The organism is Pseudomonas sp. FP2338 (assembly GCF_030687515.1).
GTDB classification, from domain to species: domain Bacteria; phylum Pseudomonadota; class Gammaproteobacteria; order Pseudomonadales; family Pseudomonadaceae; genus Aquipseudomonas; species Aquipseudomonas salomonii.
This window is the reverse complement of the sequence record NZ_CP117436.1, coordinates 5,764,246-5,787,126: the sequence shown is the minus strand read 5'-3', so window position 1 is coordinate 5,787,126 and position 22,881 is coordinate 5,764,246. Positions and strand designations below refer to the sequence as shown.

Sequence of the window (22,881 nt, the reverse complement as noted above, 5' to 3'; positions counted from 1 at the left end):
TGATGTAGAATGCCGGCTCGCTTAGGAGGGGTTCCCGAGCGGCCAAAGGGATCAGACTGTAAATCTGACGTCTACGACTTCGAAGGTTCGAATCCTTCCCCCTCCACCATTTTTAGCGTGAGCTGCAAGCTCCGCGGGTATAGTTTAGTGGTAGAACCTCAGCCTTCCAAGCTGATGATGCGGGTTCGATTCCCGCTACCCGCTCCAAGTTTGCAGGTTGTGCGATGTGTTTTGCTCTTGTAGCTCAGTTGGTAGAGCACACCCTTGGTAAGGGTGAGGTCAGCGGTTCAAATCCGCTCAAGAGCTCCATATAACAAGGCAGATATGAAAATATCTGCCTTTGTTTTAACAGCTGCCTCGGCTTGTTGGTGTCGCATTTGGCTTTATGGCTAAGTGATTTCAGGTCTAGTGGGGTTGGTTGTTGTAAAGTCTTTTTCAGGCCTGCATAATGGTCGGCCTGATTTTGTTTTAGGTCAGTAGCTCAATTGGCAGAGCGACGGTCTCCAAAACCGTAGGTTGGGGGTTCGATTCCCTCCTGACCTGCCAGATTCACGTGGTGTGTCTGGCTTTCTTTTCACAGGATCTTCATAGATGACTCCTAAGGCTGAAGCTCAAAGCTCTCGTTTCGATCTCGTCAAGTGGCTCGTAGTAGTCGCATTGGTGGTCGTAGGCGTTGTTGGCAATCAGTACTACTCTGCTTCGCCGATCCTGTACCGCGTACTCGCTTTGCTCGCTCTTGCTGCTGTAGCTGCCTTTGTAGGTCTGCAGACAGCCAAAGGCAAGTCTTTCGCGGTCCTGGTAAAGGAAGCTCGCACCGAAATTCGTAAAGTCGTTTGGCCGACTCGCCAAGAAACCACGCAGACCACGTTGATTGTTGTGGCTGTTGTTCTGGTTATGGCGTTGCTGTTGTGGGGGCTTGATTCCCTGCTCGGCTGGCTTGTTTCCTTGATTGTTGGCTAAGGGTGTCCCGTGGCTAAGCGTTGGTACGTTGTGCATGCTTACTCGGGTTACGAGAAGCATGTTATGCGCTCTTTGCTAGAGCGCGTAAAGCTCGCAGGCATGGAAGATGGCTTCGGCGAAATTCTGGTTCCCACTGAAGAAGTGGTTGAAATGCGGAATGGCCAGAAGCGCAAAAGCGAACGCAAGTTCTTCCCTGGCTACGTGCTGGTTCAGATGGACATGAATGAAGGTACTTGGCACTTGGTCAAGGACACTCCTCGTGTCATGGGTTTCATCGGCGGTACTGCTGATAAGCCTGCTCCGATCACTGACAAAGAGGCAGAAGCAATTCTGCGTCGTGTTGCTGACGGTAGCGACAAGCCTAAGCCGAAGACGTTGTTCGAGCCGGGTGAGGTTGTTCGTGTCACAGATGGTCCGTTTGCTGATTTCAACGGCACCGTCGAAGAAGTTAACTACGAAAAGAGCCGGATCCAGGTGGCAGTGCTCATTTTCGGTCGCTCTACTCCGGTAGAGTTGGAGTTCAGCCAGGTCGAGAAGGTCTAGCTGAGCAAGCATCCCAACCCCGCAGCCTTAGGCTGTGGGGTTTTGTCGTCACTGGGATAAACGCGCAAGTAACCGGGGAGCCTTTCGAGGCGTTTGAACCCGTAATTGGAGTGCCTCATGGCCAAGAAGATTACCGCTTACATCAAGCTGCAAGTGAAGGCCGCTCAGGCCAACCCAAGTCCACCTGTCGGCCCGGCTCTGGGTCAGCACGGCGTGAACATCATGGAATTCTGCAAGGCCTTCAACGCCCGTACTCAGGGTCTTGAGCCAGGTCTGCCGACTCCAGTGATCATCACTGTATACAGCGACCGTAGCTTCACTTTTGAAACCAAGTCGACCCCGGCTTCGGTTCTGCTGAAGAAAGCTGCCGGTCTGACTAGCGGTTCCGCTCGTCCTAACACCGTTAAGGTTGGCACCGTAACTCGTGCTCAGCTGGAAGAAATCGCGAAAACCAAAAACGCGGATCTGACTGCAGCTGATATGGATGCAGCCGTGCGTACCATCGCCGGTTCTGCTCGTAGCATGGGCCTTAACGTGGAGGGTGTGTAATGGCTAAGCTGACCAAGCGCCAAAAGGCTATCGCCGGCAAAATCGAAGCAGGCAAGGCCTACAACTTTGTAGACGCCGCTGCCCTGCTGACCGAGCTGTCGACTGTCAAGTTCAGCGAGTCCGTTGACGTTGCTGTAAACCTGGGCGTTGACCCACGTAAATCCGACCAGGTCGTTCGTAGCGCTACTGTGCTGCCACACGGTACTGGCAAGACTGTACGTGTTGCTGTCTTCACCCAAGGCCCGGCAGCTGAAGCTGCTCTGGCCGCCGGCGCTGATCGCGTTGGCATGGACGACCTGGCTGCCGAAATGAAAGGCGGCGACCTGAACTACGACGTAGTAATTGCTTCCCCGGATGCAATGCGCGTTGTAGGTCAGTTGGGTCAGATCCTCGGTCCACGTGGTCTGATGCCTAACCCTAAAGTCGGCACCGTAACCCCAGACGTAGCTACCGCGGTTAAAAACGCCAAGGCTGGTCAGGTTCGTTATCGCACCGACAAAAACGGCATCATTCACACCTCCGTTGGCAAAGTCGGCTTCGATGCCGTCAAGCTGAAGGAAAACGTTGAAGCCCTGATCGCTGATCTGAAGCGTATCAAGCCAGCTTCTTCGAAAGGTATCTACGTCAAGCGCGTTACCCTGAGCACCACTATGGGCCCAGGTCTGGTCATCGACCAAGGCTCGCTGGACGTATAAGAAACACATTGGCGCGAGAGATCGCGTCAATTGAAAAAATTGGGGTCCCTGCCTGGCGGGGGCTATCCAAGACCGTAGGCGGCGCAAGCCTTAAACCTCAAGCCTACGCAGATGGTGCTCCCGGTTCCTTACCGAATCAGACACCAAAACGACATCCGGCTTCGGCCAGATGAAACGGTAACAAGCAGGAGTTAAACCCGTGGCAATTAATCTCGAAGACAAGAAGGCCATCGTCGCTGAAGTCAACGAGGCTGCCAAAGCTGCTCTGTCCGCTGTCGTGGCTGATGCCCGTGGTGTGACAGTAAGCGCTATGACCGGACTCCGTAAAGAGGCTCGTGAAGCTGGCGTATACGTACGTGTTGTACGTAACACCCTGCTCAAGCGCGCTGTTGCTGACACTGAATACAGTGTCCTCAACGACGTGTTCACCGGCCCGACTCTGATCGCGTTCTCCAAAGATCACCCGGGTGCTGCTGCCCGTTTGTTCAAGGAATTCGCCAAGAGTCAGGATAAGTTCGAGATCAAGGCAGCTGCGTTCGAGGGCAAGTTCCTCGCAGCTAACCAAATCGACGTACTGGCAACACTGCCGACCCGTAACGAAGCTATTTCTCAGCTGATGAGCGTGATTCAAGGCGCTACCAGCAAGTTGGCTCGTACTCTGGCCGCAGTTCGCGAGCAAAAAGAAGCTGCCGCAGCCTAAGGCTGAGCACCTCCTTTCGCGTATTTTTGTTTATTTCGATGGCCGCGTAGGCCGTCCCCCAATTCAGGAAATACAGTAATGTCTATCTCCCAAGAAGATATCCTCAACGCCGTAGCTGAAATGTCGGTTCTGCAGGTTGTTGAGCTGATCAAAGCTTTCGAAGAAAAATTCGGCGTTTCCGCTGCCGCTGCTTCCGCTGGCCCAGCTGTTGCTGCTGTTGCTGCTGAAGAGCAAACCGAATTCAACGTCATGCTGCTGGAAGCTGGCGAGAAGAAAGTAAACGTGATCAAGGCAGTTCGTGAACTGACCGGTCTGGGCCTGAAAGAAGCCAAGGCTGTAGTTGACGGCGCTCCTGCCCAGGTTCTGGAAGCAGTGTCGAAAGACGCCGCTGACAAAGCTAAAGCAGTGCTGGAAGAAGCAGGCGCTAAAGTCGAGCTGAAGTAAGCATCGACCTTGCGTCTCCAGCCCAAGCGTTAAGCTGAAGGCTGATGGCTGGTGGCTCTTGCCACCGGCCTTTTTCCGTTCTTGGCTGTCGACTCGGTCGCCGCCATTAACGCGCTGTAGCCACCCGAAGCGGTGGTGCAAACCAAGGGGTTTGCAAGATTTTCTGGCTGCTCCCGTCGGAGGGGCCAAACAAGCAGGTGACCAAGCTGGGGAACGCTGATGGCTTACTCATATACTGAGAAAAAACGTATCCGCAAGGACTTTAGCAAGTTGCCGGACGTCATGGATGTCCCGTACCTTCTGGCTATCCAGCTGGATTCGTATCGTGAATTCTTGCAGGCGGGAGCGACCAAAGATCAGTTCCGCGACGTGGGCCTGCATGCGGCCTTCAAATCCGTTTTCCCGATCATCAGCTACTCCGGCAATGCTGCGCTGGAGTACGTCGGTTATCGCCTGGGCGAACCGGCATTTGATGTCAAAGAATGCGTGTTGCGTGGCGTTACGTACGCCGTACCTTTGCGGGTAAAAGTCCGTCTGATCATTTTCGACAAAGAATCGTCGAACAAAGCGATCAAGGACATCAAAGAGCAAGAAGTCTACATGGGCGAAATCCCACTGATGACTGAAAACGGTACCTTCGTAATCAACGGTACCGAGCGTGTTATTGTTTCCCAGCTGCACCGTTCCCCGGGCGTGTTCTTCGACCACGACCGCGGCAAGACGCACAGCTCCGGTAAACTCCTGTACTCCGCGCGGATCATTCCGTACCGCGGTTCGTGGTTGGACTTCGAGTTCGACCCGAAAGACTGCGTGTTCGTGCGTATCGACCGTCGTCGCAAGCTGCCGGCCTCGGTACTGCTGCGCGCGCTCGGTTACACCACTGAGCAGGTGCTGGACGCTTTCTACACCACCAACGTATTCAGCCTGAAGGATGAAACCCTCAGCCTGGAGCTGATTGCTTCGCGTCTGCGTGGTGAAATTGCCGTTCTGGATATTCAGGACGAAAACGGCAAAGTGATCGTTGAAGCGGGTCGTCGTATTACTGCGCGCCACATCAACCAGATCGAAAAAGCCGGCATCAAGTCGCTGGAAGTGCCTCTGGACTACGTCCTGGGTCGCACCACCGCCAAGGTTATCGTTCACCCGGCTACAGGCGAAATCCTGGCTGAGTGCAACACCGAGCTGAACACCGAGATCCTGGCAAAAATCGCCAAGGCCCAGGTTGTTCGCATCGAGACCCTGTACACCAACGACATCGACTGCGGTCCGTTCATCTCCGACACACTGAAGATCGACTCCACCAGCAACCAATTGGAAGCGCTGGTCGAGATCTATCGCATGATGCGTCCTGGTGAGCCACCAACCAAAGACGCTGCCGAGACCCTGTTCAACAACCTGTTCTTCAGCCCTGAGCGTTATGACCTGTCTGCGGTCGGCCGGATGAAGTTCAACCGTCGTATCGGTCGTACCGAGATCGAAGGTTCGGGCGTGCTGTGCAAGGAAGACATCGTCGCGGTACTGAAGACTCTGGTCGACATCCGTAACGGTAAAGGCATCGTCGATGACATCGACCACTTGGGTAACCGTCGTGTTCGCTGCGTAGGCGAAATGGCCGAAAACCAGTTCCGCGTTGGCCTTGTGCGTGTTGAGCGTGCGGTCAAAGAGCGTCTGTCGATGGCTGAAAGCGAAGGCCTGATGCCGCAAGACCTGATCAACGCCAAGCCAGTGGCTGCGGCGGTGAAAGAGTTCTTCGGTTCCAGCCAGCTTTCCCAGTTCATGGACCAGAACAACCCGCTCTCCGAGATCACCCACAAGCGCCGTGTTTCCGCACTGGGCCCGGGCGGTCTGACCCGTGAGCGTGCAGGCTTTGAAGTTCGTGACGTTCACCCGACGCACTACGGTCGTGTTTGCCCGATCGAAACGCCGGAAGGTCCGAACATCGGTCTGATCAACTCCCTGGCCGCTTATGCGCGCACCAACCAGTACGGCTTCCTCGAGAGCCCGTACCGCGTGGTGAAAGACGCTCTGGTCACCGACGAGATCGTATTCCTGTCCGCCATCGAAGAAGCTGATCACGTGATCGCTCAGGCTTCGGCCACGATGAACGACAAGAAAGTCCTGATCGACGAGCTGGTAGCTGTTCGTCACTTGAACGAGTTCACCGTCAAGGCGCCGGAAGACGTCACCTTGATGGACGTTTCGCCGAAGCAGGTAGTTTCGGTTGCAGCGTCGCTGATCCCGTTCCTGGAACACGATGACGCCAACCGTGCGTTGATGGGTTCCAACATGCAGCGTCAAGCTGTACCAACCCTGCGCGCTGACAAGCCGCTGGTAGGTACCGGCATGGAGCGTAACGTAGCCCGTGACTCCGGCGTTTGCGTCGTGGCTCGTCGTGGCGGCGTGATCGACTCCGTTGACGCCAGCCGTATCGTGGTTCGTGTTGCCGATGATGAAGTGGAAACTGGCGAAGCCGGTGTCGACATCTACAACCTGACCAAATACACCCGCTCGAACCAGAACACCTGCATCAACCAGCGTCCGCTGGTGAGCAAGGGTGATCGCGTTCAGCGTAGCGACATCATGGCCGACGGCCCGTCCACCGACATGGGTGAACTGGCACTGGGTCAGAACATGCGCATCGCGTTCATGGCATGGAACGGCTTCAACTTCGAAGACTCCATCTGCCTGTCCGAGCGTGTTGTTCAAGAAGACCGTTTCACCACGATCCACATTCAGGAACTGACCTGTGTGGCACGTGATACCAAGCTTGGGCCAGAGGAAATCACTGCAGACATCCCGAACGTGGGTGAAGCTGCACTGAACAAGCTGGACGAAGCCGGTATCGTTTACGTAGGTGCTGAAGTTGGCGCAGGCGACATCCTGGTAGGTAAGGTCACTCCGAAAGGCGAGACCCAACTGACTCCGGAAGAGAAGCTGCTGCGTGCCATCTTCGGTGAAAAAGCCAGCGACGTTAAAGATACCTCCCTGCGTGTACCTACCGGTACCAAAGGTACTGTCATCGACGTACAGGTCTTCACCCGTGACGGCGTTGAGCGTGATGCTCGTGCACTGTCCATCGAGAAGACTCAACTCGACGAGATCCGCAAGGACCTGAACGAAGAGTTCCGTATCGTTGAAGGCGCGACCTTCGAACGTCTGCGTTCCGCTCTGGTAGGCCACAAGGCTGAAGGCGGCGCAGGTCTGAAGAAAGGTCAGGACATCACCGACGAAGTACTCGACGGTCTTGAGCATGGCCAGTGGTTCAAACTGCGCATGGCTGAAGATGCTCTGAACGAGCAGCTCGAGAAGGCTCAGGCCTATATCGTTGATCGCCGCCGTCTGCTGGACGACAAGTTCGAAGACAAGAAGCGCAAACTGCAGCAGGGCGATGACCTGGCTCCAGGCGTGCTGAAAATCGTCAAGGTTTACCTGGCAATCCGTCGCCGCATCCAGCCGGGCGACAAGATGGCCGGTCGTCACGGTAACAAAGGTGTGGTCTCCGTGATCATGCCGGTTGAAGACATGCCGCACGATGCCAATGGCACCCCGGTCGACGTCGTCCTCAACCCGTTGGGCGTACCTTCGCGTATGAACGTTGGTCAGATCCTTGAAACCCACCTGGGCCTCGCGGCCAAAGGTCTGGGCGAGAAGATCAACCGTATGATCGAAGAGCAGCGCAAGGTTGCTGACCTGCGCAAGTTCCTGCACGAGATCTACAACGAGATCGGCGGTCGCAACGAAGAGCTGGACACTTTCTCCGACCAGGAAATCCTGGATCTGGCGAAGAACCTGCGCGGCGGCGTTCCAATGGCTACCCCGGTATTCGACGGTGCCAAGGAAAGCGAAATCAAGGCCATGCTGAAACTGGCAGACCTGCCGGAAAGCGGCCAGATGCAGCTGTTCGACGGCCGTACCGGCAACAAGTTTGAGCGCCCGGTTACTGTTGGCTACATGTACATGCTGAAGCTGAACCACTTGGTAGACGACAAGATGCACGCTCGTTCTACCGGTTCGTACAGCCTGGTTACCCAGCAGCCGCTGGGTGGTAAGGCTCAGTTCGGTGGTCAGCGTTTCGGGGAGATGGAGGTCTGGGCACTGGAAGCATACGGTGCTGCATACACTCTGCAAGAAATGCTCACAGTGAAGTCGGACGATGTGAACGGTCGGACCAAGATGTACAAAAACATCGTGGACGGCGATCACCGTATGGAGCCGGGCATGCCCGAGTCTTTCAACGTGTTGATCAAAGAAATTCGTTCCCTCGGCATCGATATCGATCTGGAAACCGAATAACACGTGACGCGAATCGAGAGCGGGGCTGTTTAGCCCGCTCTCTGCTCCGCCAGGAGGAAAGGCCTTGAAAGACCTACTGAATTTGCTGAAAAACCAGGGTCAAGTCGAAGAGTTCGACGCCATCCGTATTGGGTTGGCATCGCCTGAGATGATCCGTTCGTGGTCGTTCGGTGAAGTTAAAAAGCCGGAAACCATTAACTACCGTACGTTCAAACCTGAGCGTGACGGCCTGTTCTGCGCCAAGATCTTTGGCCCGGTAAAGGATTACGAGTGCCTGTGCGGTAAGTACAAGCGCTTGAAGCACCGTGGTGTAATCTGCGAGAAGTGCGGCGTTGAAGTTGCGCTGGCTAAAGTTCGTCGTGAGCGCATGGCGCACATCGAACTGGCTTCGCCGGTTGCCCACATCTGGTTCCTGAAATCGCTGCCGTCCCGTATCGGCTTGCTGATGGACATGACCCTGCGTGATATCGAACGCGTTCTCTACTTCGAGAGCTATGTCGTTATCGACCCAGGCATGACCACCCTTGAAAAAGGTCAGCTGCTGAACGACGAGCAGTACTTCGAAGCGCTTGAAGAGTTCGGCGACGACTTTGATGCCCGTATGGGTGCCGAAGCTGTCCGCGAGCTGCTGCACGCTATCGACCTGGAGCACGAGATTGGCCGTCTGCGCGAAGAAATTCCGCAAACCAACTCGGAAACCAAGATCAAGAAGCTGTCCAAGCGTCTGAAGTTGATGGAAGCCTTCCAGGGTTCCGGCAACTTGCCAGAGTGGATGGTGCTGACCGTTCTGCCGGTTCTGCCGCCAGACCTGCGTCCGCTGGTACCGTTGGACGGTGGTCGTTTCGCGACGTCCGACCTCAACGACCTGTACCGCCGCGTGATCAACCGTAACAACCGCTTGAAGCGCCTGCTCGATCTGTCCGCTCCGGACATCATCGTGCGCAACGAAAAGCGTATGTTGCAAGAAGCTGTCGATGCCTTGCTCGACAACGGCCGTCGTGGCCGCGCTATCACCGGTTCCAACAAGCGTCCTCTGAAGTCCTTGGCTGACATGATCAAGGGTAAGCAAGGTCGTTTCCGTCAGAACTTGCTCGGTAAGCGTGTTGACTACTCCGGTCGTTCGGTAATTACCGTAGGCCCGACCCTGCGTCTGCACCAGTGCGGTCTGCCCAAGAAGATGGCACTTGAGCTGTTCAAGCCATTCATCTTCGGCAAGCTGGAAATGCGCGGTCTCGCGACCACCATCAAAGCGGCCAAGAAAATGGTCGAGCGCGAACTGCCAGAGGTTTGGGACGTTCTCGCTGAAGTGATTCGCGAACACCCGGTTCTCCTCAACCGTGCACCGACCCTTCACCGTCTGGGTATCCAGGCGTTTGAACCGGTACTGATTGAAGGTAAGGCTATCCAGCTGCACCCTCTGGTCTGTGCTGCGTACAACGCCGACTTCGACGGCGACCAAATGGCCGTGCACGTACCGCTGACACTGGAAGCCCAGTTGGAAGCGCGTGCGTTGATGATGTCGACCAACAACATTCTGTCGCCAGCCAACGGTGAGCCAATCATCGTTCCGTCGCAGGACGTTGTATTGGGTCTGTACTACATGACTCGTGAAGCGATCAACGCCAAAGGCGAAGGTCGTGTGTTCGCTGACCTGCAAGAAGTTGACCGTGTGTTCCGTGCCGGCGAAGCCGCACTGCACGCCAAGGTCAAAGTGCGGATCAACGAAACCGTCAACGACCGTGATGGCGGCAGCGTGAGCGGCACCCGTATTGTCGACACCACTGTCGGCCGTGCGCTGCTGTATCAAGTTGTGCCAAAAGGCCTGTCGTACGACGTCGTCAACTTGCCGATGAAGAAAAAGGCGATCTCCAAGCTGATCAACCAGTGCTACCGCGTGGTTGGTTTGAAAGAGACCGTGATCTTCGCTGACCAGTTGATGTACACCGGCTTTGCTTATTCGACCATTTCCGGCGTTTCCATCGGTGTTAACGACTTCGTTATCCCGGATGAAAAAGCCCAGATCATCAATGCTGCAACTGATGAAGTGAAAGAAATCGAAAGCCAGTACGCCTCCGGCCTGGTAACCCAGGGCGAGAAGTACAACAAAGTGATCGACCTTTGGTCCAAGGCCAACGACGAAGTGTCGAAGGCGATGATGGCGAACCTCTCGAAAGAGAAGGTTATCGACCGTCATGGCGTAGAAGTCGATCAAGAGTCGTTCAACTCGATGTACATGATGGCCGACTCGGGCGCACGGGGTTCTGCTGCGCAGATCCGTCAGCTCGCCGGTATGCGTGGCCTGATGGCCAAGCCGGACGGTTCCATCATCGAAACGCCGATTACTGCGAACTTCCGTGAAGGTTTGAGCGTACTTCAGTACTTCATCTCCACTCACGGTGCTCGTAAGGGTCTTGCGGATACCGCGTTGAAAACGGCTAACTCCGGTTACCTGACTCGTCGTCTGGTAGACGTTGCACAAGACTTGGTTGTGACAGAAGTCGATTGCGGCACCGAACACGGTCTGCTGATGACTCCGCACATCGAAGGCGGCGACGTTGTAGAGCCGTTGGGTGAGCGCGTACTGGGTCGAGTAATCGCCCGTGACGTATTCAAGCCAGGTACCGAGGAAGTTATCGTTCCTGCCGGCACCCTGGTAGATGAAAAGTGGGTTGAGTTCATCGAACTCAACAGCATCGACGAAGTGATTGTTCGCTCTCCGATCAGCTGCGAAACCCGCTACGGCATTTGTGCCAAGTGCTACGGCCGTGACTTGGCTCGTGGTCACCAGGTGAACATCGGTGAAGCGGTTGGCGTAATCGCTGCCCAGTCCATCGGTGAGCCGGGTACCCAGCTGACCATGCGTACGTTCCACATCGGTGGTGCGGCAAGCCGGACCTCCGCAGCCGACAGCGTTCAGGTGAAGAACGGCGGTACTGTCCGTCTGCACAACCTGAAACACGTTGAGCGAGTGGATGGTTGCCTGGTTGCTGTGTCCCGTTCCGGTGAGCTGGCAATCGCTGATGACTACGGTCGTGAGCGTGAGCGTTACAAGCTGCCGTACGGTGCTGTGATCTCGGTTAAAGAAGGTGACAAGGTCGACGCTGGCGCAATCGTGGCCAAGTGGGATCCGCACACTCACCCAATCGTTACCGAAATGAAAGGTACCGTGACCTACGTGGGCATGGAAGAAGGCATCACGATCAAGCGTCAGACTGACGAATTGACCGGTATGACCAACATTGAAGTACTCGACGCGAAAGATCGTCCAGCTGCCGGTAAAGACATCCGTCCTGCCGTTAAGATGGTCGACGACAACGGCAAGGACTTGTTGCTGCCAGGCACTGACGTAATCGCTCAGTACTTCCTGCCAGCCAACGCCCTGGTCGGTGTAGCGGATGGTGCGAAGATCGCGATCGGTGATGTTATCGCGCGTATCCCGCAAGAAACTTCGAAGACCCGCGACATCACCGGTGGTCTGCCGCGTGTTGCCGACTTGTTCGAAGCTCGTCGTCCGAAAGAAGCGTCGATTCTGGCTGAAGTCAGCGGCACCATCGCGTTCGGTAAAGAGACCAAAGGCAAGCGCCGTCTGGTCATTACCCCGAACGATGGTACTGATCCGTACGAAGAGCTGATTCCGAAGTGGCGTCACCTGAACGTCTTCGAAGGCGAACAGGTAAACCGCGGCGAAGTTATCTCCGACGGCCCGAGCGATCCACACGACATCCTGCGTCTGCTGGGTGTGAGTGCGCTGGCCAAGTACATCGTTAACGAGATCCAGGACGTTTACCGTCTGCAAGGCGTGAAGATCAACGATAAGCACATCGAGACCATCCTGCGTCAGATGCTGCGTAAAGTTGAAATCGCTGAATCCGGCGATTCCAGTTTCATCAAGGGCGACCAGATGGAACTGACTCACGTACTGGTAGAAAACGAACGTCTGGGCGCGGAAGACAAATTTGTCTCCAAGTTCACTCGTGTGTTGCTGGGTATCACCAAGGCGTCGTTGTCCACTGAGTCGTTCATCTCGGCGGCCTCCTTCCAGGAGACCACTCGCGTACTGACCGAAGCAGCGGTAACCGGCAAGCGCGATTACCTGCGCGGCCTGAAAGAAAACGTAGTCGTGGGTCGTCTGATCCCGGCAGGTACCGGTTTGGCTTACCACAGCGAGCGCAAGCGCCGCCGTGATGCTGACAAGCCGCTGCGCGTAAGCGCCAGTGAAGTGGAAGCTGCACTGACCGAAGCGCTGAACTCAAGCGGTAACTGAGTTCTGCGATAAATAAGTCTGGGCCCTGGCAGCCCCCATTCGTCGGATCGAGGCATTTTTGTCCCGGTTCGATGAGAGGGGAGGTCGGGGCCTTGCCTTGACTGGGGGCAAGATCCTCTTTAGACTCTTGTACCCCTAAATTTGGCGGGAATTCGTTCCTGCCATTTTGCTTTTCTTGCAAGACAATAGCGTCGCAAGACAACAGTGGAGCTAGTAGATGGCAACTATCAACCAGCTGGTACGTCAGCCGCGTAAGCGTATCGTCGAGAAATCCGACGTACCTGCGCTGCAGAACTGCCCGCAACGTCGTGGCGTATGCACTCGTGTGTATACCACCACGCCGAAAAAACCTAACTCGGCACTGCGTAAAGTATGCCGTGTGCGTCTGACCAACGGTTTCGAGGTTTCCTCGTACATCGGCGGTGAAGGCCACAACCTGCAAGAGCACAGCGTGGTACTGATCCGCGGCGGTCGTGTAAAAGACTTGCCAGGTGTTCGTTACCACACCGTACGCGGCTCCTTGGATACTTCCGGCGTTAAAGGTCGTAACCAGGGTCGTTCGAAGTACGGTACCAAGAAGCCTAAGTAGTAGCGGCTTTTTGTAAAACTGAATCATCTTATTTTCTGAGTCGATAAGAGTAAGGTCGGAGGCGTCCCGAAAGGGCACCGATTCCGAACGAACCTGAAGACCGTTTGAGGGCTTATCCATGCCAAGAAGACGCGTAGCAGCCAAGCGCGAAGTGCTTGACGATCCAAAATACGGAAGCCAAATTCTGGCCAAGTTCATGAACCACGTGATGGAAAGCGGCAAGAAAGCCGTTGCCGAGCGTATCGTTTATGGCGCGCTGGAAAAGGTTAAAGAACGCAAGAACAGCGACCCCCTGGAAATCTTCGAGAAAGCTCTCGACGCCATCGCTCCGCTGGTCGAAGTGAAGTCGCGCCGTGTAGGCGGTGCTACTTACCAGGTTCCGGTCGAAGTTCGTCCGTCCCGTCGTAACGCTCTGGCAATGCGCTGGTTGGTAGACTTCGCCCGTAAGCGCGGCGAGAAGTCTATGGCTCTGCGTTTGGCCGGCGAGCTGTTGGACGCTGCTGAAGGTAAAGGTGCTGCTGTTAAGAAGCGTGAAGACGTGCACCGTATGGCTGAAGCTAACAAAGCTTTCTCGCACTACCGCTTCTAATCTTAGCTTCACTAATTTTGCGAGGGCTTTATGGCTCGTACTACTCCGATTAGCCGCTACCGTAACATCGGTATCGTTGCTCACGTGGATGCTGGTAAAACCACCACCACCGAGCGCGTACTGTTTTACACCGGCAAAAGTCACAAGATGGGCGAGGTGCATGACGGCGCCGCGACCACAGACTGGATGGTTCAGGAGCAGGAGCGTGGTATTACCATTACTTCTGCTGCTATTACCGCCTTCTGGAAAGGTTCCGAGAAGCAGTACAAAGATGAGCACCGCTTCAACGTAATCGATACCCCGGGTCACGTGGACTTCACCATTGAAGTTGAGCGTTCCCTGCGCGTACTCGACGGCGCTGTCGTTGTGTTCTGCGGTACCTCGGGTGTTGAGCCGCAGTCGGAAACCGTATGGCGTCAAGCCAACAAATACGGTGTTCCACGTCTTGTTTACGTAAACAAGATGGACCGTGCTGGTGCCAACTTCCTGCGCGTGATCGGTCAGATCAAGCAGCGCCTGGGTCACACCCCGGTGCCAATCCAGTTGGCTATCGGTTCCGAAGACAACTTCCAAGGCCAGATCGATCTGCTGACCATGGAAGCTGTTTACTGGAACGATGCTGACAAAGGTATGGTTCCTGTTCGCAAGCCTATCCCTGCTGAAATGCAGGAACTGGCTGACGAATGGCGCAACAACATGGTTGAAGCTGCGGCCGAAGCCAACGAAGAGCTGATGAACAAGTACCTCGAAGGTGAAGAACTCACCAACGTGGAAATCAAGGCTGCTCTGCGTCAGCGTACTATCGCTGGTGAGATCGTCTTGGCTGTTTGCGGTTCCTCGTTCAAGAACAAGGGCGTTCCCCTGGTTCTCGATGCTGTGATCGACTACCTGCCGGCACCAGTGGATATTCCTGCCATCAAGGGTACTGACCCGGATGACGAGACTATCGAGCTGGAGCGTCATGCAGACGACGCAGAACCGTTCTCCGCTCTGGCATTTAAAATTGCCACTGACCCATTCGTGGGTACCTTGACCTTCGTCCGCGTTTACTCGGGCGTGTTGAACTCCGGCGACGGCGTGATCAACTCGGTTAAAGGCAAGAAAGAGCGCGTGGGTCGTATGGTGCAAATGCACGCAAACGCCCGCGAAGAGATCAAGGAAGTACGCGCTGGTGACATCGCGGCCTTGATCGGCATGAAGGACGTCACCACTGGTGAAACCTTGTGCAACGCTGACAAGCCAATCATCCTGGTTCGTATGGACTTCCCGGAGCCGGTTATTTCGGTTGCCGTAGAGCCTAAGACCAAGGATGACCAGGAAAAAATGGGTATTGCTCTGGGCAAACTTGCTCAGGAAGATCCATCTTTCCGCGTCAAGACTGATGAAGAGACTGGTCAAACGATCATCTCCGGCATGGGCGAGCTGCACCTGGACATCCTGGTTGACCGGATGCGCCGTGAGTTCAACGTCGAAGCCAACATCGGTAAGCCTCAGGTTTCCTATCGTGAGCGCATCACGAAGAACTGTGAAATCGAAGGCAAGTTCGTTCGTCAGTCCGGCGGTCGTGGTCAGTTCGGTCACTGCTGGATCCGTTTTGCTCCTGCTGACGAAGGTCAGGAAGGTCTGCAATTCGTGAACGAAGTAGTTGGTGGTGTTGTTCCTAAGGAATACATCCCGGCTATCCAGAAGGGTATCGAAGAGCAGATGAAGAACGGTGTTGTTGCCGGCTATCCGCTGATCGGCCTGAAAGCAACCGTTTTTGACGGTTCTTACCACGACGTCGACTCCAACGAGATGGCGTTTAAGGTGGCTGCTTCCATGGCAACCAAGCAACTGGCCCAGAAGGGCGGTGGTGAGTTGCTTGAGCCAATCATGGCGGTAGAAGTTGTTACACCTGAAGACTATATGGGTGATGTCATGGGCGACCTTAACCGTCGTCGCGGCATGATCTTGGGTATGGAAGACACGGTTTCCGGCAAAGTGATTCGCGCCGAGGTTCCGTTGGGTGAGATGTTCGGTTATGCGACCGACGTTCGCTCCATGTCCCAGGGTCGCGCAAGCTACTCTATGGAATTCAAAAAATACAACACAGCTCCGGCGCACATCGCTGAAACTGTATCCAAAAAACAAGGCTGATTCAGTCCTTTAGGCAAGGAGTTAATTGTCGTGGCTAAAGAAAAATTTGATCGTTCCCTACCGCACGTCAACGTTGGCACCATCGGTCACGTTGACCACGGTAAAACCACTCTGACTGCTGCTCTGACTCGCGTTTGCTCCGAAGTATTCGGTTCCGCAATCGTTGATTTCGATAAAATCGACAGCGCGCCAGAAGAAAAAGCTCGTGGTATCACCATCAACACCGCGCACGTTGAATACAACTCGCTGATCCGTCACTACGCTCACGTTGACTGCCCAGGTCACGCTGACTATGTGAAGAACATGATCACCGGTGCTGCCCAGATGGACGGCGCGATCCTGGTTTGCTCGGCCGCTGATGGTCCGATGCCACAAACCCGTGAGCACATCCTGCTGTCCCGCCAGGTTGGCGTTCCGTACATCGTGGTTTACCTGAACAAGGCTGACCTGGTAGACGACGCTGAGCTGCTGGAACTGGTTGAGATGGAAGTGCGCGATCTGCTGAGCACTTACGACTTCCCAGGCGACGACACTCCGATCATCATCGGTTCTGCTCGTATGGCTCTGGAAGGCAAAGACGATAACGAAATGGGCACCACGTCCGTTCGTAAACTGGTTGAGACTCTGGACAGCTACATCCCAGATCCAGTTCGTGTTATCGACAAGCCGTTCCTGATGCCAATCGAAGACGTATTCTCGATCTCCGGTCGCGGTACTGTTGTAACTGGTCGTATCGAGCGCGGTATCGTCAAGGTTCAAGATCCACTGGAAATCGTTGGTCTGCGTGACACTACCGTCACCACCTGCACCGGTGTTGAAATGTTCCGTAAACTGCTCGACGAAGGTCGTGCTGGCGAGAACTGCGGCGTTCTGCTGCGTGGTACCAAGCGTGACGACGTTGAGCGTGGCCAGGTTCTGGTTAAGCCAGGTTCGGTTAAGCCGCACACCAAGTTCGAAGCTGAAGTGTACGTGCTGAGCAAAGAGGAAGGCGGTCGTCACACTCCGTTCTTCAAAGGCTACCGTCCACAGTTCTACTTCCGTACTACCGACGTAACCGGTAACTGCGAACTGCCGGAAGGCGTAGAAATGGTAATGCCAGGCGACAACATCAAAATGGTTGTCACCCTGATCAAAACCATCGCTATGGAAGACGGTCTGCGTTTCGCAATCCGTGAAGGCGGCCGTACCGTTGGTGCTGGCGTTGTAGCTAAAATCATCGAGTAATTATCTCTTCTGAGATAGCTTTGATGTTTTGAAAAGGCCCCCGCTCAGCGGGGGCCTTTTTTATTGGGTTGACACCTATCAGGGCCGTCTATAGAATTGCGCCTCCTTTTAACGGGCGTATTGCGCTCGCTGGGAATAGCAGCCGGAGTCTGAAATCCAATGCAAAATCAGCAAATCCGTATCAGGTTGAAGGCTTTTGACCATCGCCTGATCGACCAATCCACCCAGGAAATCGTGGAAACCGCGAAACGTACTGGTGCTCAAGTGCGTGGTCCAATTCCACTGCCTACCCGTAAAGAGCGGTTCACCGTTCTGGTCTCCCCGCACGTCAACAAAGACGCGCGTGACCAGTACGAGATCCGTACTCATAAGCGCGTACTGGACATCGTCCAGCCAACGGATAAAACCGTTGATGCACTTATGAAGCTTGATCTGGCGGCCGGTGTGGAAGTACAGATCAGCCTCGGCTAAGACTTGGGTCTTAGTCGTGTAACGCTCTGAAATGGGCGGCCATAGCGGGTGAAAGCCCCGTACACTCATGAGGTTTACAACATGACTATTGGTGTAGTCGGTCGTAAATGCGGTATGACCCGTATTTTCACCGAAGAAGGTGTCTCCATTCCGGTCACGGTCATTGAGATCGAGCCGAATCGCGTCACCCAGTTCAAAACTGAAGAAACCGATGGCTATCGTGCAGTGCAAGTCACTGTCGGCGAGCGTCGTGCTTCGCGCGTGACTGCTGCTCAAGCAGGTCACTTCGCTAAAGCAAACGTTGCAGCTGGTCGCACTGTTATGGAGTTCCGTCTCGAAGACGGCGACTACCAGGCTGGCGATCTGATCAACGCTGAAATCTTCGCCGCTGGTCAACTGGTTGATGTAACCGGTCAGTCCAAGGGTAAAGGCTTCCAGGGTACGATCAAGCGTTGGAATTTCCGTGGCCAAGACAACACTCACGGTAACTCCGTTTCCCACCGCGTCCCGGGCTCTATTGGCCAGTGCCAGACTCCTGGTCGTGTATTCAAGGGCAAAAAAATGTCCGGTCATATGGGCGCTGAGCGCGTGACCGTGCAGTCCCTCGAAGTAGTGCGCGTCGACGCTGAACGCAATCTGTTGTTGGTCAAGGGTGCTGTTCCTGGCGCTACTGGCGGCAACCTGGTTGTACGTCCAGCGGCCAAGGCTCGCGGTTAAGGGGAAGCTGACATGCAATTAAATGTAAATGACGCTCAAGCGATCGAAGTTTCCGAACTGACATTTGGCGGCGAATTCAACGAGACGCTGGTTCACCAAGCAGTCGTGGCCTACATGGCCGGCGGCCGTCAAGGTAGCAAGCAGCAAAAGACCCGTTCCGACGTACGTGGTGGCGGTAAGCGCCCTTGGCGTCAGAAAGGTACTGGCCGTGCTCGTGCCGGTACTATCCGTAGCCCAATCTGGCGTGGCGGCGGTACCACTTTCGCAGCTCGTCCACAGGATCACACTCAGAAGCTCAACAAGAAGATGTATCGCGCAGCACTGCGCTCCATCCTTGCTGAACTCGTGCGTACTGATCGTCTGGTCGTGGTTCAAGACTTCGCTGTTGAAAGTCCAAAAACCAAAGATCTGCTGGGCAAACTGAACAACATGAGCCTGACCGACGTTTTGATCGTGTCGGAAGCTGTTGATCAGAACCTGTACCTGGCTGCTCGCAACCTGCCACACGTTGATGTACGTGACGTGCAAGGTTCCGATCCAGTTAGTCTGATCGCATACGACAAGGTGTTGATCACCGTGTCGGCCGTGAAGAAATTCGAGGAGCTGCTGGGATGAACCAGGAACGCGTATTTAAAGTTCTGCTTGGCCCGCACGTTTCCGAAAAGGCTACGGTTCTGGCTGACAAGAAAGGCCAGTTCGTTTTCAAGGTTGCAACTGACGCAACCAAGCTGGAAATCAAGAAGGCCGTCGAAAGCCTGTTCAGCGTGAAAGTAGAGCGTGTTACTACCCTGAATGTTCTGGGTAAGAGCAAGCGCACTGCTCGCGGTCTGGGCAAGCGTAATGACTGGAAGAAGGCAGTTATCTCCCTTCAGCCAGGCCAAGATCTCGATTTCAGCAGCAGTGCTGAGTAAGGAAGGGGTGCATCATGGCAATCGTTAAATGCAAACCGACTTCCCCTGGCCGCCGTTTTGTGGTCAAGGTGGTCAACCAGGAGCTGCATAAAGGCGCTCCTCACGCACCGCTGCTCGAGAAAAAATCGAAGACTGGTGGTCGTAACAACAATGGTCGTATTACCACTCGTCACATCGGTGGTGGCCATAAGCAGCATTATCGTCTGGTCGATTTCCGTCGCAACGACAAAGATGGCATCTCTGCCACTGTCGAGCGTATCGAATACGATCCAAACCGTACTGCTCACATCGCTCTGCTGCTGTACGCAGATGGCGAGCGTCGCTACATCATCGCCCCTAAAGGCGTGAGTGCTGGTGACCAGCTGATCGCAGGTGCTTTGGCACCGATCAAGCCGGGCAACGCTCTGCAACTGCGTAACATTCCAGTTGGTAGCACCGTACACGGCATCGAATTGAAGCCAGGTAAAGGCGCGCAAATCGCTCGTTCCGCTGGTGCTTCGGCTCAGCTGATCGCTCGTGAAGGTGTCTACGTGACCCTGCGTCTGCGTTCTGGTGAGATGCGTAAAGTGCTGGCTGAATGCCGCGCGACCCTGGGTGAAGTCTCGAACTCCGAGCACAGCCTGCGTTCGCTGGGTAAAGCTGGTGCCAAACGCTGGCGTGGCGTTCGCCCAACCGTTCGTGGTGTTGCCATGAACCCGGTTGACCACCCACACGGTGGTGGTGAAGGTCGTACCTCTGGTGGTCGTCATCCGGTATCGCCATGGGGCTTCCCGACTAAGGGCGCGAAGACTCGTGGTAATAAGCGTACCGACAAAATGATCGTCCGTCGTCGCAAGTAAATAGAGGGATACGACAGTGCCACGTTCTCTGAAAAAAGGTCCTTTTATTGATCTTCACCTACTGAAGAAGATCGAAGTGGCGGCGGAAAAGAACGATCGCAAACCAGTTAAAACCTGGTCGCGTCGTTCGATGATCCTGCCACAAATGGTCGGTCTGACCATCGCAGTACACAACGGTCGTCAACACGTCCCAGTTCTCGTTAACGAAGACATGGTCGGCCACAAACTGGGCGAGTTTGCCGGTACCCGCACTTATCGTGGGCACGTGGCAGACAAGAAAGCCAAGCGTTAAGGGGTTAGGAAATGGAAGTAGCCGCTAAGTTGTCGGGCGCTCGAATCTCCGCCCAGAAAGCCCGCTTGGTCGCCGACCAGATCCGCGGGAAGAAGGTGGGCGAAGCGCTCAACCTGTTGGCTTTCAGCAGTAAGAAAGCCGCCGAGATCATGAAGAAAGTGCTGGAGTCGGCCGTAGCCAACGCCGAGCATAACGAAGGCGCAGACGTTGATGACCTGAAGGTCAGCACCGTTTTCGTCAACGAAGGGCGTTCGCTGAAGCGCATCATGCCACGTGCCAAAGGCCGTGCTGATCGCATCGTCAAGCGGTCTTGCCATATCACTGTCAAGGTTGCTGACAAGTAACGGAGTCGAAGAGATGGGTCAGAAAGTACATCCCATTGGCATTCGCCTGGGAATCGTCAAGGAGCACACCTCCGTCTGGTACGCAGACGGTCGGACTTATGCGGACTATTTGTTCGCTGATCTGAAGGTGCGTGAGTATCTCCAAGACAAACTAAAAAGCGCGTCCGTAAGCCGTATCGATATCCATCGTCCGGCACAAACTGCACGTATCACCATCCACACTGCTCGTCCAGGTATCGTTATCGGGAAGAAAGGTGAAGATGTTGAGAAACTGCGTCAGGACCTGACCAAGCAAATGGGTGTGCCTGTGCACATCAATATCGAAGAGATCCGTAAGCCGGAGCTCGACGGTATGCTGGTTGCGCAGAGCGTAGCTCAGCAGCTGGAGCGTCGTGTAATGTTCCGTCGCGCTATGAAGCGCGCTGTACAGAACGCCATGCGCATTGGTGCCAAAGGCATCAAAATCCAAGTGAGCGGTCGTCTCGGCGGTGCTGAAATCGCACGTACTGAATGGTATCGCGAAGGTCGTGTGCCACTGCACACCCTGCGTGCCGACATCGACTATGCCAACTACGAAGCTCACACCACTTACGGTGTGATCGGTGTAAAGGTTTGGATCTTCAAGGGCGAAGTAATTGGTGGTCGCCAAGAAGAACTGAAACCACAAGCACCAGCGCCTCGTAAAAAAGCTGCTAAGTAAGGGGTACGCCAAATGTTGCAACCTAAGCGTACGAAGTTCCGCAAGCAGATGACAGGCCACAACCGTGGTCTGGCTCAGCGCGGTAGCAAAGTCAGCTTCGGCGAGTTCGCGCTGAAGTCTGTAGCTCGTGGTCGTCTCACCGCTCGTCAGATCGAGTCAGCGCGTCGTGCTCTGACCCGTCACGTTAAACGTGGCGGCAAGATCTGGATCCGTGTATTCCCGGACAAGCCGATCTCCAAAAAACCTCTCGAGGTTCGGATGGGTAAAGGTAAGGGTAACGTGGAATACTGGGTAGCCCAGATTCAGCCAGGCAAAGTCCTGTATGAAATCGAGGGTGTAACTGAAGAGCTGGCGCGTGAGGCTTTTGCCCTGGCTGCTGCAAAGCTGCCGCTCGCCACCGCCTTTGTTAAACGGACGGTGATGTGATGAAAGCGAATGAACTTCGTGAAAAATCCGCACAGCAGCTGAACGAGCAACTGCTCGGCCTGCTGCGCGACCAGTTCAATCTGCGTATGCAGAAAGCAACTGGCCAGTTGGGGCAGTCTCATCTGCTCTCGCAAGTTAAGCGTGACATCGCTCGCGTGAAGACTGTGCTCAACCAGCAGGCAGGTAAGTGATCATGGCTGAAGCCGAAAAGACTGTCCGTACGCTGACTGGCCGTGTTGTCAGCGACAAGATGGACAAAACCATCACCGTACTGATCGAGCGTCGCGTTAAGCACCCGATCTACGGTAAATATGTTAAGCGTTCGACTAAGCTGCACGCGCACGACGAAACCAACCAGTGCCACATCGGCGACAAAGTCACTATTCGTGAAACTCGTCCGCTGGCCAAGACCAAGTCTTGGGCACTGGTTGATGTTCTCGAACGCGCTGTGGAAGTCTAAGGACTAGGGGTCGGAGAAATTATATGATTCAGACTCAATCCATGCTCGATGTGGCCGATAACAGCGGCGCTCGCCGTGTTATGTGCATCAAGGTGCTGGGTGGCTCCCATCGTCGTTACGCTGGTATCGGTGACATCATCAAAGTTACCGTGAAGGAAGCAATTCCTCGCGGTAAAGTGAAAAAAGGCCAAGTGATGACTGCTGTTGTAGTCCGCACTCGTCACGGCGTACGCCGTGCTGATGGCTCTATTATCCGCTTTGATGGCAACGCTGCTGTTCTTCTGAACAACAAGCAAGAGCCGATCGGCACCCGTATCTTTGGGCCAGTGACCCGTGAACTTCGTACTGAGAAGTTCATGAAGATCGTCTCGCTCGCCCCAGAAGTGCTGTAAGGAGATCCGACATGCAAAAGATTCGTCGTGACGACGAGATCATCGTGATCGCCGGCAAAGACAAAGGTAAGCGCGGTAAGGTGCTTAAGGTTCTCGCCAATAACCGTCTGGTTATCGGCGGTCTGAACCTGGTTAAGCGTCATACCAAGCCTAACCCGATGTCGGGCGTACAAGGCGGTATCGTCGAAAAAGAAGCTCCACTGGACGCTTCTAACGTCGCCATTTTCAACGGCGAAACCAACAAGGCTGACCGCGTTGGTTTCAAAGTAGAAGACGGCAAGAAAATTCGTGTCTTCAAGTCGACCCAAAAAGCGGTTGATGCTTGAACACTGCTAGGTAGAAG

At 54.8% G+C, this 22,881-nt stretch carries 25 protein-coding genes and 4 tRNA genes; all 29 read left to right on the top strand.

The genetic code is table 11. From position 1 onward, the window contains the following. The first annotated feature begins 24 nt into the window (after positions 1-24). A tRNA-Tyr gene (locus PSH96_RS26280) sits at positions 25-109 on the top strand. Between the two features lie 24 nt (positions 110-133). After that, positions 134-207, top strand: a tRNA-Gly gene (locus PSH96_RS26275). A 26-nt stretch (positions 208-233) separates the two neighbouring features. Next, positions 234-309, top strand: a tRNA-Thr gene (locus PSH96_RS26270). Between the two features lie 161 nt (positions 310-470). After that, positions 471-546: transfer RNA gene (locus PSH96_RS26265), tRNA-Trp, on the top strand. Positions 547-591: 45 nt separating this feature from the next. After that, positions 592-960, top strand: coding sequence for a preprotein translocase subunit SecE (gene secE, locus PSH96_RS26260; RefSeq protein WP_003232399.1), 369 nt, complete (start codon positions 592-594; stop codon positions 958-960). A 9-nt stretch (positions 961-969) separates the two neighbouring features. Next, positions 970-1,503, top strand: a complete 534-nt coding sequence (gene nusG / locus PSH96_RS26255) for a transcription termination/antitermination protein NusG (RefSeq protein ID WP_003176436.1) — start codon at positions 970-972, stop codon at positions 1,501-1,503. Positions 1,504-1,620: 117 nt separating this feature from the next. After that, a complete protein-coding gene (rplK, locus tag PSH96_RS26250) occupies positions 1,621-2,052 on the top strand; it encodes a 50S ribosomal protein L11 (protein ID WP_003176435.1) in 432 nt (143 codons plus the stop codon). Beyond that, positions 2,052-2,747, top strand: coding sequence for a 50S ribosomal protein L1 (gene rplA, locus PSH96_RS26245; protein ID WP_003232403.1), 696 nt, complete (start codon positions 2,052-2,054; stop codon positions 2,745-2,747). Before rplK ends, rplA begins: the two co-directional genes overlap by 1 nt. Positions 2,748-2,946: 199 nt before the next feature. Next, positions 2,947-3,447, top strand: coding sequence for a 50S ribosomal protein L10 (gene rplJ / locus PSH96_RS26240; RefSeq protein WP_056861893.1), 501 nt, complete (start codon positions 2,947-2,949; stop codon positions 3,445-3,447). Positions 3,448-3,525: 78 nt separating this feature from the next. After that, on the top strand, positions 3,526-3,891 hold the full coding sequence (gene rplL, locus PSH96_RS26235) for a 50S ribosomal protein L7/L12 (RefSeq protein WP_010566858.1): 366 nt from the start codon (positions 3,526-3,528) through the stop codon (positions 3,889-3,891). A gap of 219 nt (positions 3,892-4,110) precedes the next feature. Next, the gene (gene rpoB / locus PSH96_RS26230) at positions 4,111-8,184 is read left to right on the top strand and encodes a DNA-directed RNA polymerase subunit beta (protein WP_017135961.1); all 4,074 of its coding nucleotides are present in this window, start codon (positions 4,111-4,113) and stop codon (positions 8,182-8,184) included. Between the two features lie 64 nt (positions 8,185-8,248). Beyond that, the gene (rpoC, locus tag PSH96_RS26225) at positions 8,249-12,448 is read left to right on the top strand and encodes a DNA-directed RNA polymerase subunit beta' (RefSeq protein WP_017135962.1); all 4,200 of its coding nucleotides are present in this window, start codon (positions 8,249-8,251) and stop codon (positions 12,446-12,448) included. Between the two features lie 217 nt (positions 12,449-12,665). Beyond that, positions 12,666-13,037 carry a 30S ribosomal protein S12 gene (gene rpsL, locus PSH96_RS26220; RefSeq protein WP_002555494.1) on the top strand — a complete coding sequence of 124 codons (372 nt, stop codon included), beginning with the start codon at positions 12,666-12,668 and terminating at the stop codon, positions 13,035-13,037. A gap of 118 nt (positions 13,038-13,155) precedes the next feature. Continuing rightward, positions 13,156-13,626 (top strand): 30S ribosomal protein S7, encoded by a 471-nt coding sequence (gene rpsG, locus PSH96_RS26215; protein ID WP_002555493.1) that lies wholly within the window; start codon positions 13,156-13,158, stop codon positions 13,624-13,626. A 30-nt stretch (positions 13,627-13,656) separates the two neighbouring features. Next, positions 13,657-15,762 (top strand): elongation factor G, encoded by a 2,106-nt coding sequence (gene fusA / locus PSH96_RS26210; RefSeq protein WP_305456069.1) that lies wholly within the window; start codon positions 13,657-13,659, stop codon positions 15,760-15,762. A gap of 30 nt (positions 15,763-15,792) precedes the next feature. Next, positions 15,793-16,986 (top strand): elongation factor Tu, encoded by a 1,194-nt coding sequence (tuf, locus tag PSH96_RS26205; RefSeq protein ID WP_003176426.1) that lies wholly within the window; start codon positions 15,793-15,795, stop codon positions 16,984-16,986. 159 nt (positions 16,987-17,145) lie between these two features. Further along, positions 17,146-17,457 carry a 30S ribosomal protein S10 gene (gene rpsJ, locus PSH96_RS26200; RefSeq protein ID WP_003186070.1) on the top strand — a complete coding sequence of 104 codons (312 nt, stop codon included), beginning with the start codon at positions 17,146-17,148 and terminating at the stop codon, positions 17,455-17,457. Positions 17,458-17,538: 81 nt separating this feature from the next. Then, a complete protein-coding gene (gene rplC, locus PSH96_RS26195; protein WP_003194649.1) occupies positions 17,539-18,174 on the top strand; it encodes a 50S ribosomal protein L3 in 636 nt (211 codons plus the stop codon). A 12-nt stretch (positions 18,175-18,186) separates the two neighbouring features. Next, a complete protein-coding gene (gene rplD, locus PSH96_RS26190; protein ID WP_017135963.1) occupies positions 18,187-18,789 on the top strand; it encodes a 50S ribosomal protein L4 in 603 nt (200 codons plus the stop codon). Next, a complete protein-coding gene (rplW, locus tag PSH96_RS26185) occupies positions 18,786-19,085 on the top strand; it encodes a 50S ribosomal protein L23 (RefSeq protein WP_002555488.1) in 300 nt (99 codons plus the stop codon). The genes rplD and rplW overlap by 4 nt, the downstream gene beginning before the upstream one ends. Positions 19,086-19,099: 14 nt before the next feature. Beyond that, entirely contained in the window at positions 19,100-19,924 is an 825-nt protein-coding gene (rplB, locus tag PSH96_RS26180; protein WP_003176423.1) for a 50S ribosomal protein L2, read from the top strand. Positions 19,925-19,940: 16 nt separating this feature from the next. Further along, positions 19,941-20,216, top strand: a complete 276-nt coding sequence (gene rpsS, locus PSH96_RS26175; RefSeq protein WP_002555486.1) for a 30S ribosomal protein S19 — start codon at positions 19,941-19,943, stop codon at positions 20,214-20,216. A gap of 11 nt (positions 20,217-20,227) precedes the next feature. Continuing rightward, positions 20,228-20,560 carry a 50S ribosomal protein L22 gene (rplV, locus tag PSH96_RS26170; RefSeq protein WP_003103908.1) on the top strand — a complete coding sequence of 111 codons (333 nt, stop codon included), beginning with the start codon at positions 20,228-20,230 and terminating at the stop codon, positions 20,558-20,560. A gap of 13 nt (positions 20,561-20,573) precedes the next feature. Then, a complete protein-coding gene (rpsC, locus tag PSH96_RS26165) occupies positions 20,574-21,260 on the top strand; it encodes a 30S ribosomal protein S3 (protein WP_003176422.1) in 687 nt (228 codons plus the stop codon). A 12-nt stretch (positions 21,261-21,272) separates the two neighbouring features. Next, the gene (gene rplP, locus PSH96_RS26160; RefSeq protein ID WP_003232424.1) at positions 21,273-21,686 is read left to right on the top strand and encodes a 50S ribosomal protein L16; all 414 of its coding nucleotides are present in this window, start codon (positions 21,273-21,275) and stop codon (positions 21,684-21,686) included. Then, positions 21,686-21,877, top strand: coding sequence for a 50S ribosomal protein L29 (gene rpmC, locus PSH96_RS26155; RefSeq protein WP_002555481.1), 192 nt, complete (start codon positions 21,686-21,688; stop codon positions 21,875-21,877). The genes rplP and rpmC overlap by 1 nt, the downstream gene beginning before the upstream one ends. Before the next feature lie 2 nt (positions 21,878-21,879). Then, positions 21,880-22,146 (top strand): 30S ribosomal protein S17, encoded by a 267-nt coding sequence (gene rpsQ / locus PSH96_RS26150; protein ID WP_003176419.1) that lies wholly within the window; start codon positions 21,880-21,882, stop codon positions 22,144-22,146. A 23-nt stretch (positions 22,147-22,169) separates the two neighbouring features. Then, on the top strand, positions 22,170-22,538 hold the full coding sequence (gene rplN, locus PSH96_RS26145; RefSeq protein ID WP_002555479.1) for a 50S ribosomal protein L14: 369 nt from the start codon (positions 22,170-22,172) through the stop codon (positions 22,536-22,538). Between the two features lie 11 nt (positions 22,539-22,549). After that, positions 22,550-22,864, top strand: coding sequence for a 50S ribosomal protein L24 (rplX, locus tag PSH96_RS26140; protein WP_003176416.1), 315 nt, complete (start codon positions 22,550-22,552; stop codon positions 22,862-22,864). Positions 22,865-22,881: the final 17 nt, after the last annotated feature.

What these genes read in the sequence shown, in the direction of transcription:
- rplD (WP_017135963.1), top strand. Translation starts at nt 18,187, where the DNA reads ATGCAATTAAATGTAAATGACGCTCAAGCGATCGAAGTTTCCGAACTG.
- rplP (WP_003232424.1), top strand. Translation starts at nt 21,273, where the DNA reads ATGTTGCAACCTAAGCGTACGAAGTTCCGCAAGCAGATGACAGGCCAC.
- rplK (WP_003176435.1), top strand. Translation starts at nt 1,621, where the DNA reads ATGGCCAAGAAGATTACCGCTTACATCAAGCTGCAAGTGAAGGCCGCT.
- fusA (WP_305456069.1), top strand. Translation starts at nt 13,657, where the DNA reads ATGGCTCGTACTACTCCGATTAGCCGCTACCGTAACATCGGTATCGTT.
- rplL (WP_010566858.1), top strand. Translation starts at nt 3,526, where the DNA reads ATGTCTATCTCCCAAGAAGATATCCTCAACGCCGTAGCTGAAATGTCG.
- rpsL (WP_002555494.1), top strand. Translation starts at nt 12,666, where the DNA reads ATGGCAACTATCAACCAGCTGGTACGTCAGCCGCGTAAGCGTATCGTC.
- rplN (WP_002555479.1), top strand. Translation starts at nt 22,170, where the DNA reads ATGATTCAGACTCAATCCATGCTCGATGTGGCCGATAACAGCGGCGCT.
- rplA (WP_003232403.1), top strand. Translation starts at nt 2,052, where the DNA reads ATGGCTAAGCTGACCAAGCGCCAAAAGGCTATCGCCGGCAAAATCGAA.
- rpsC (WP_003176422.1), top strand. Translation starts at nt 20,574, where the DNA reads ATGGGTCAGAAAGTACATCCCATTGGCATTCGCCTGGGAATCGTCAAG.
- rplC (WP_003194649.1), top strand. Translation starts at nt 17,539, where the DNA reads ATGACTATTGGTGTAGTCGGTCGTAAATGCGGTATGACCCGTATTTTC.
- rpsQ (WP_003176419.1), top strand. Translation starts at nt 21,880, where the DNA reads ATGGCTGAAGCCGAAAAGACTGTCCGTACGCTGACTGGCCGTGTTGTC.
- rpmC (WP_002555481.1), top strand. Translation starts at nt 21,686, where the DNA reads ATGAAAGCGAATGAACTTCGTGAAAAATCCGCACAGCAGCTGAACGAG.
- rplV (WP_003103908.1), top strand. Translation starts at nt 20,228, where the DNA reads ATGGAAGTAGCCGCTAAGTTGTCGGGCGCTCGAATCTCCGCCCAGAAA.
- rplX (WP_003176416.1), top strand. Translation starts at nt 22,550, where the DNA reads ATGCAAAAGATTCGTCGTGACGACGAGATCATCGTGATCGCCGGCAAA.
- rpsJ (WP_003186070.1), top strand. Translation starts at nt 17,146, where the DNA reads ATGCAAAATCAGCAAATCCGTATCAGGTTGAAGGCTTTTGACCATCGC.
- rpsG (WP_002555493.1), top strand. Translation starts at nt 13,156, where the DNA reads ATGCCAAGAAGACGCGTAGCAGCCAAGCGCGAAGTGCTTGACGATCCA.
- rplW (WP_002555488.1), top strand. Translation starts at nt 18,786, where the DNA reads ATGAACCAGGAACGCGTATTTAAAGTTCTGCTTGGCCCGCACGTTTCC.
- rpoB (WP_017135961.1), top strand. Translation starts at nt 4,111, where the DNA reads ATGGCTTACTCATATACTGAGAAAAAACGTATCCGCAAGGACTTTAGC.
- secE (WP_003232399.1), top strand. Translation starts at nt 592, where the DNA reads ATGACTCCTAAGGCTGAAGCTCAAAGCTCTCGTTTCGATCTCGTCAAG.
- rplB (WP_003176423.1), top strand. Translation starts at nt 19,100, where the DNA reads ATGGCAATCGTTAAATGCAAACCGACTTCCCCTGGCCGCCGTTTTGTG.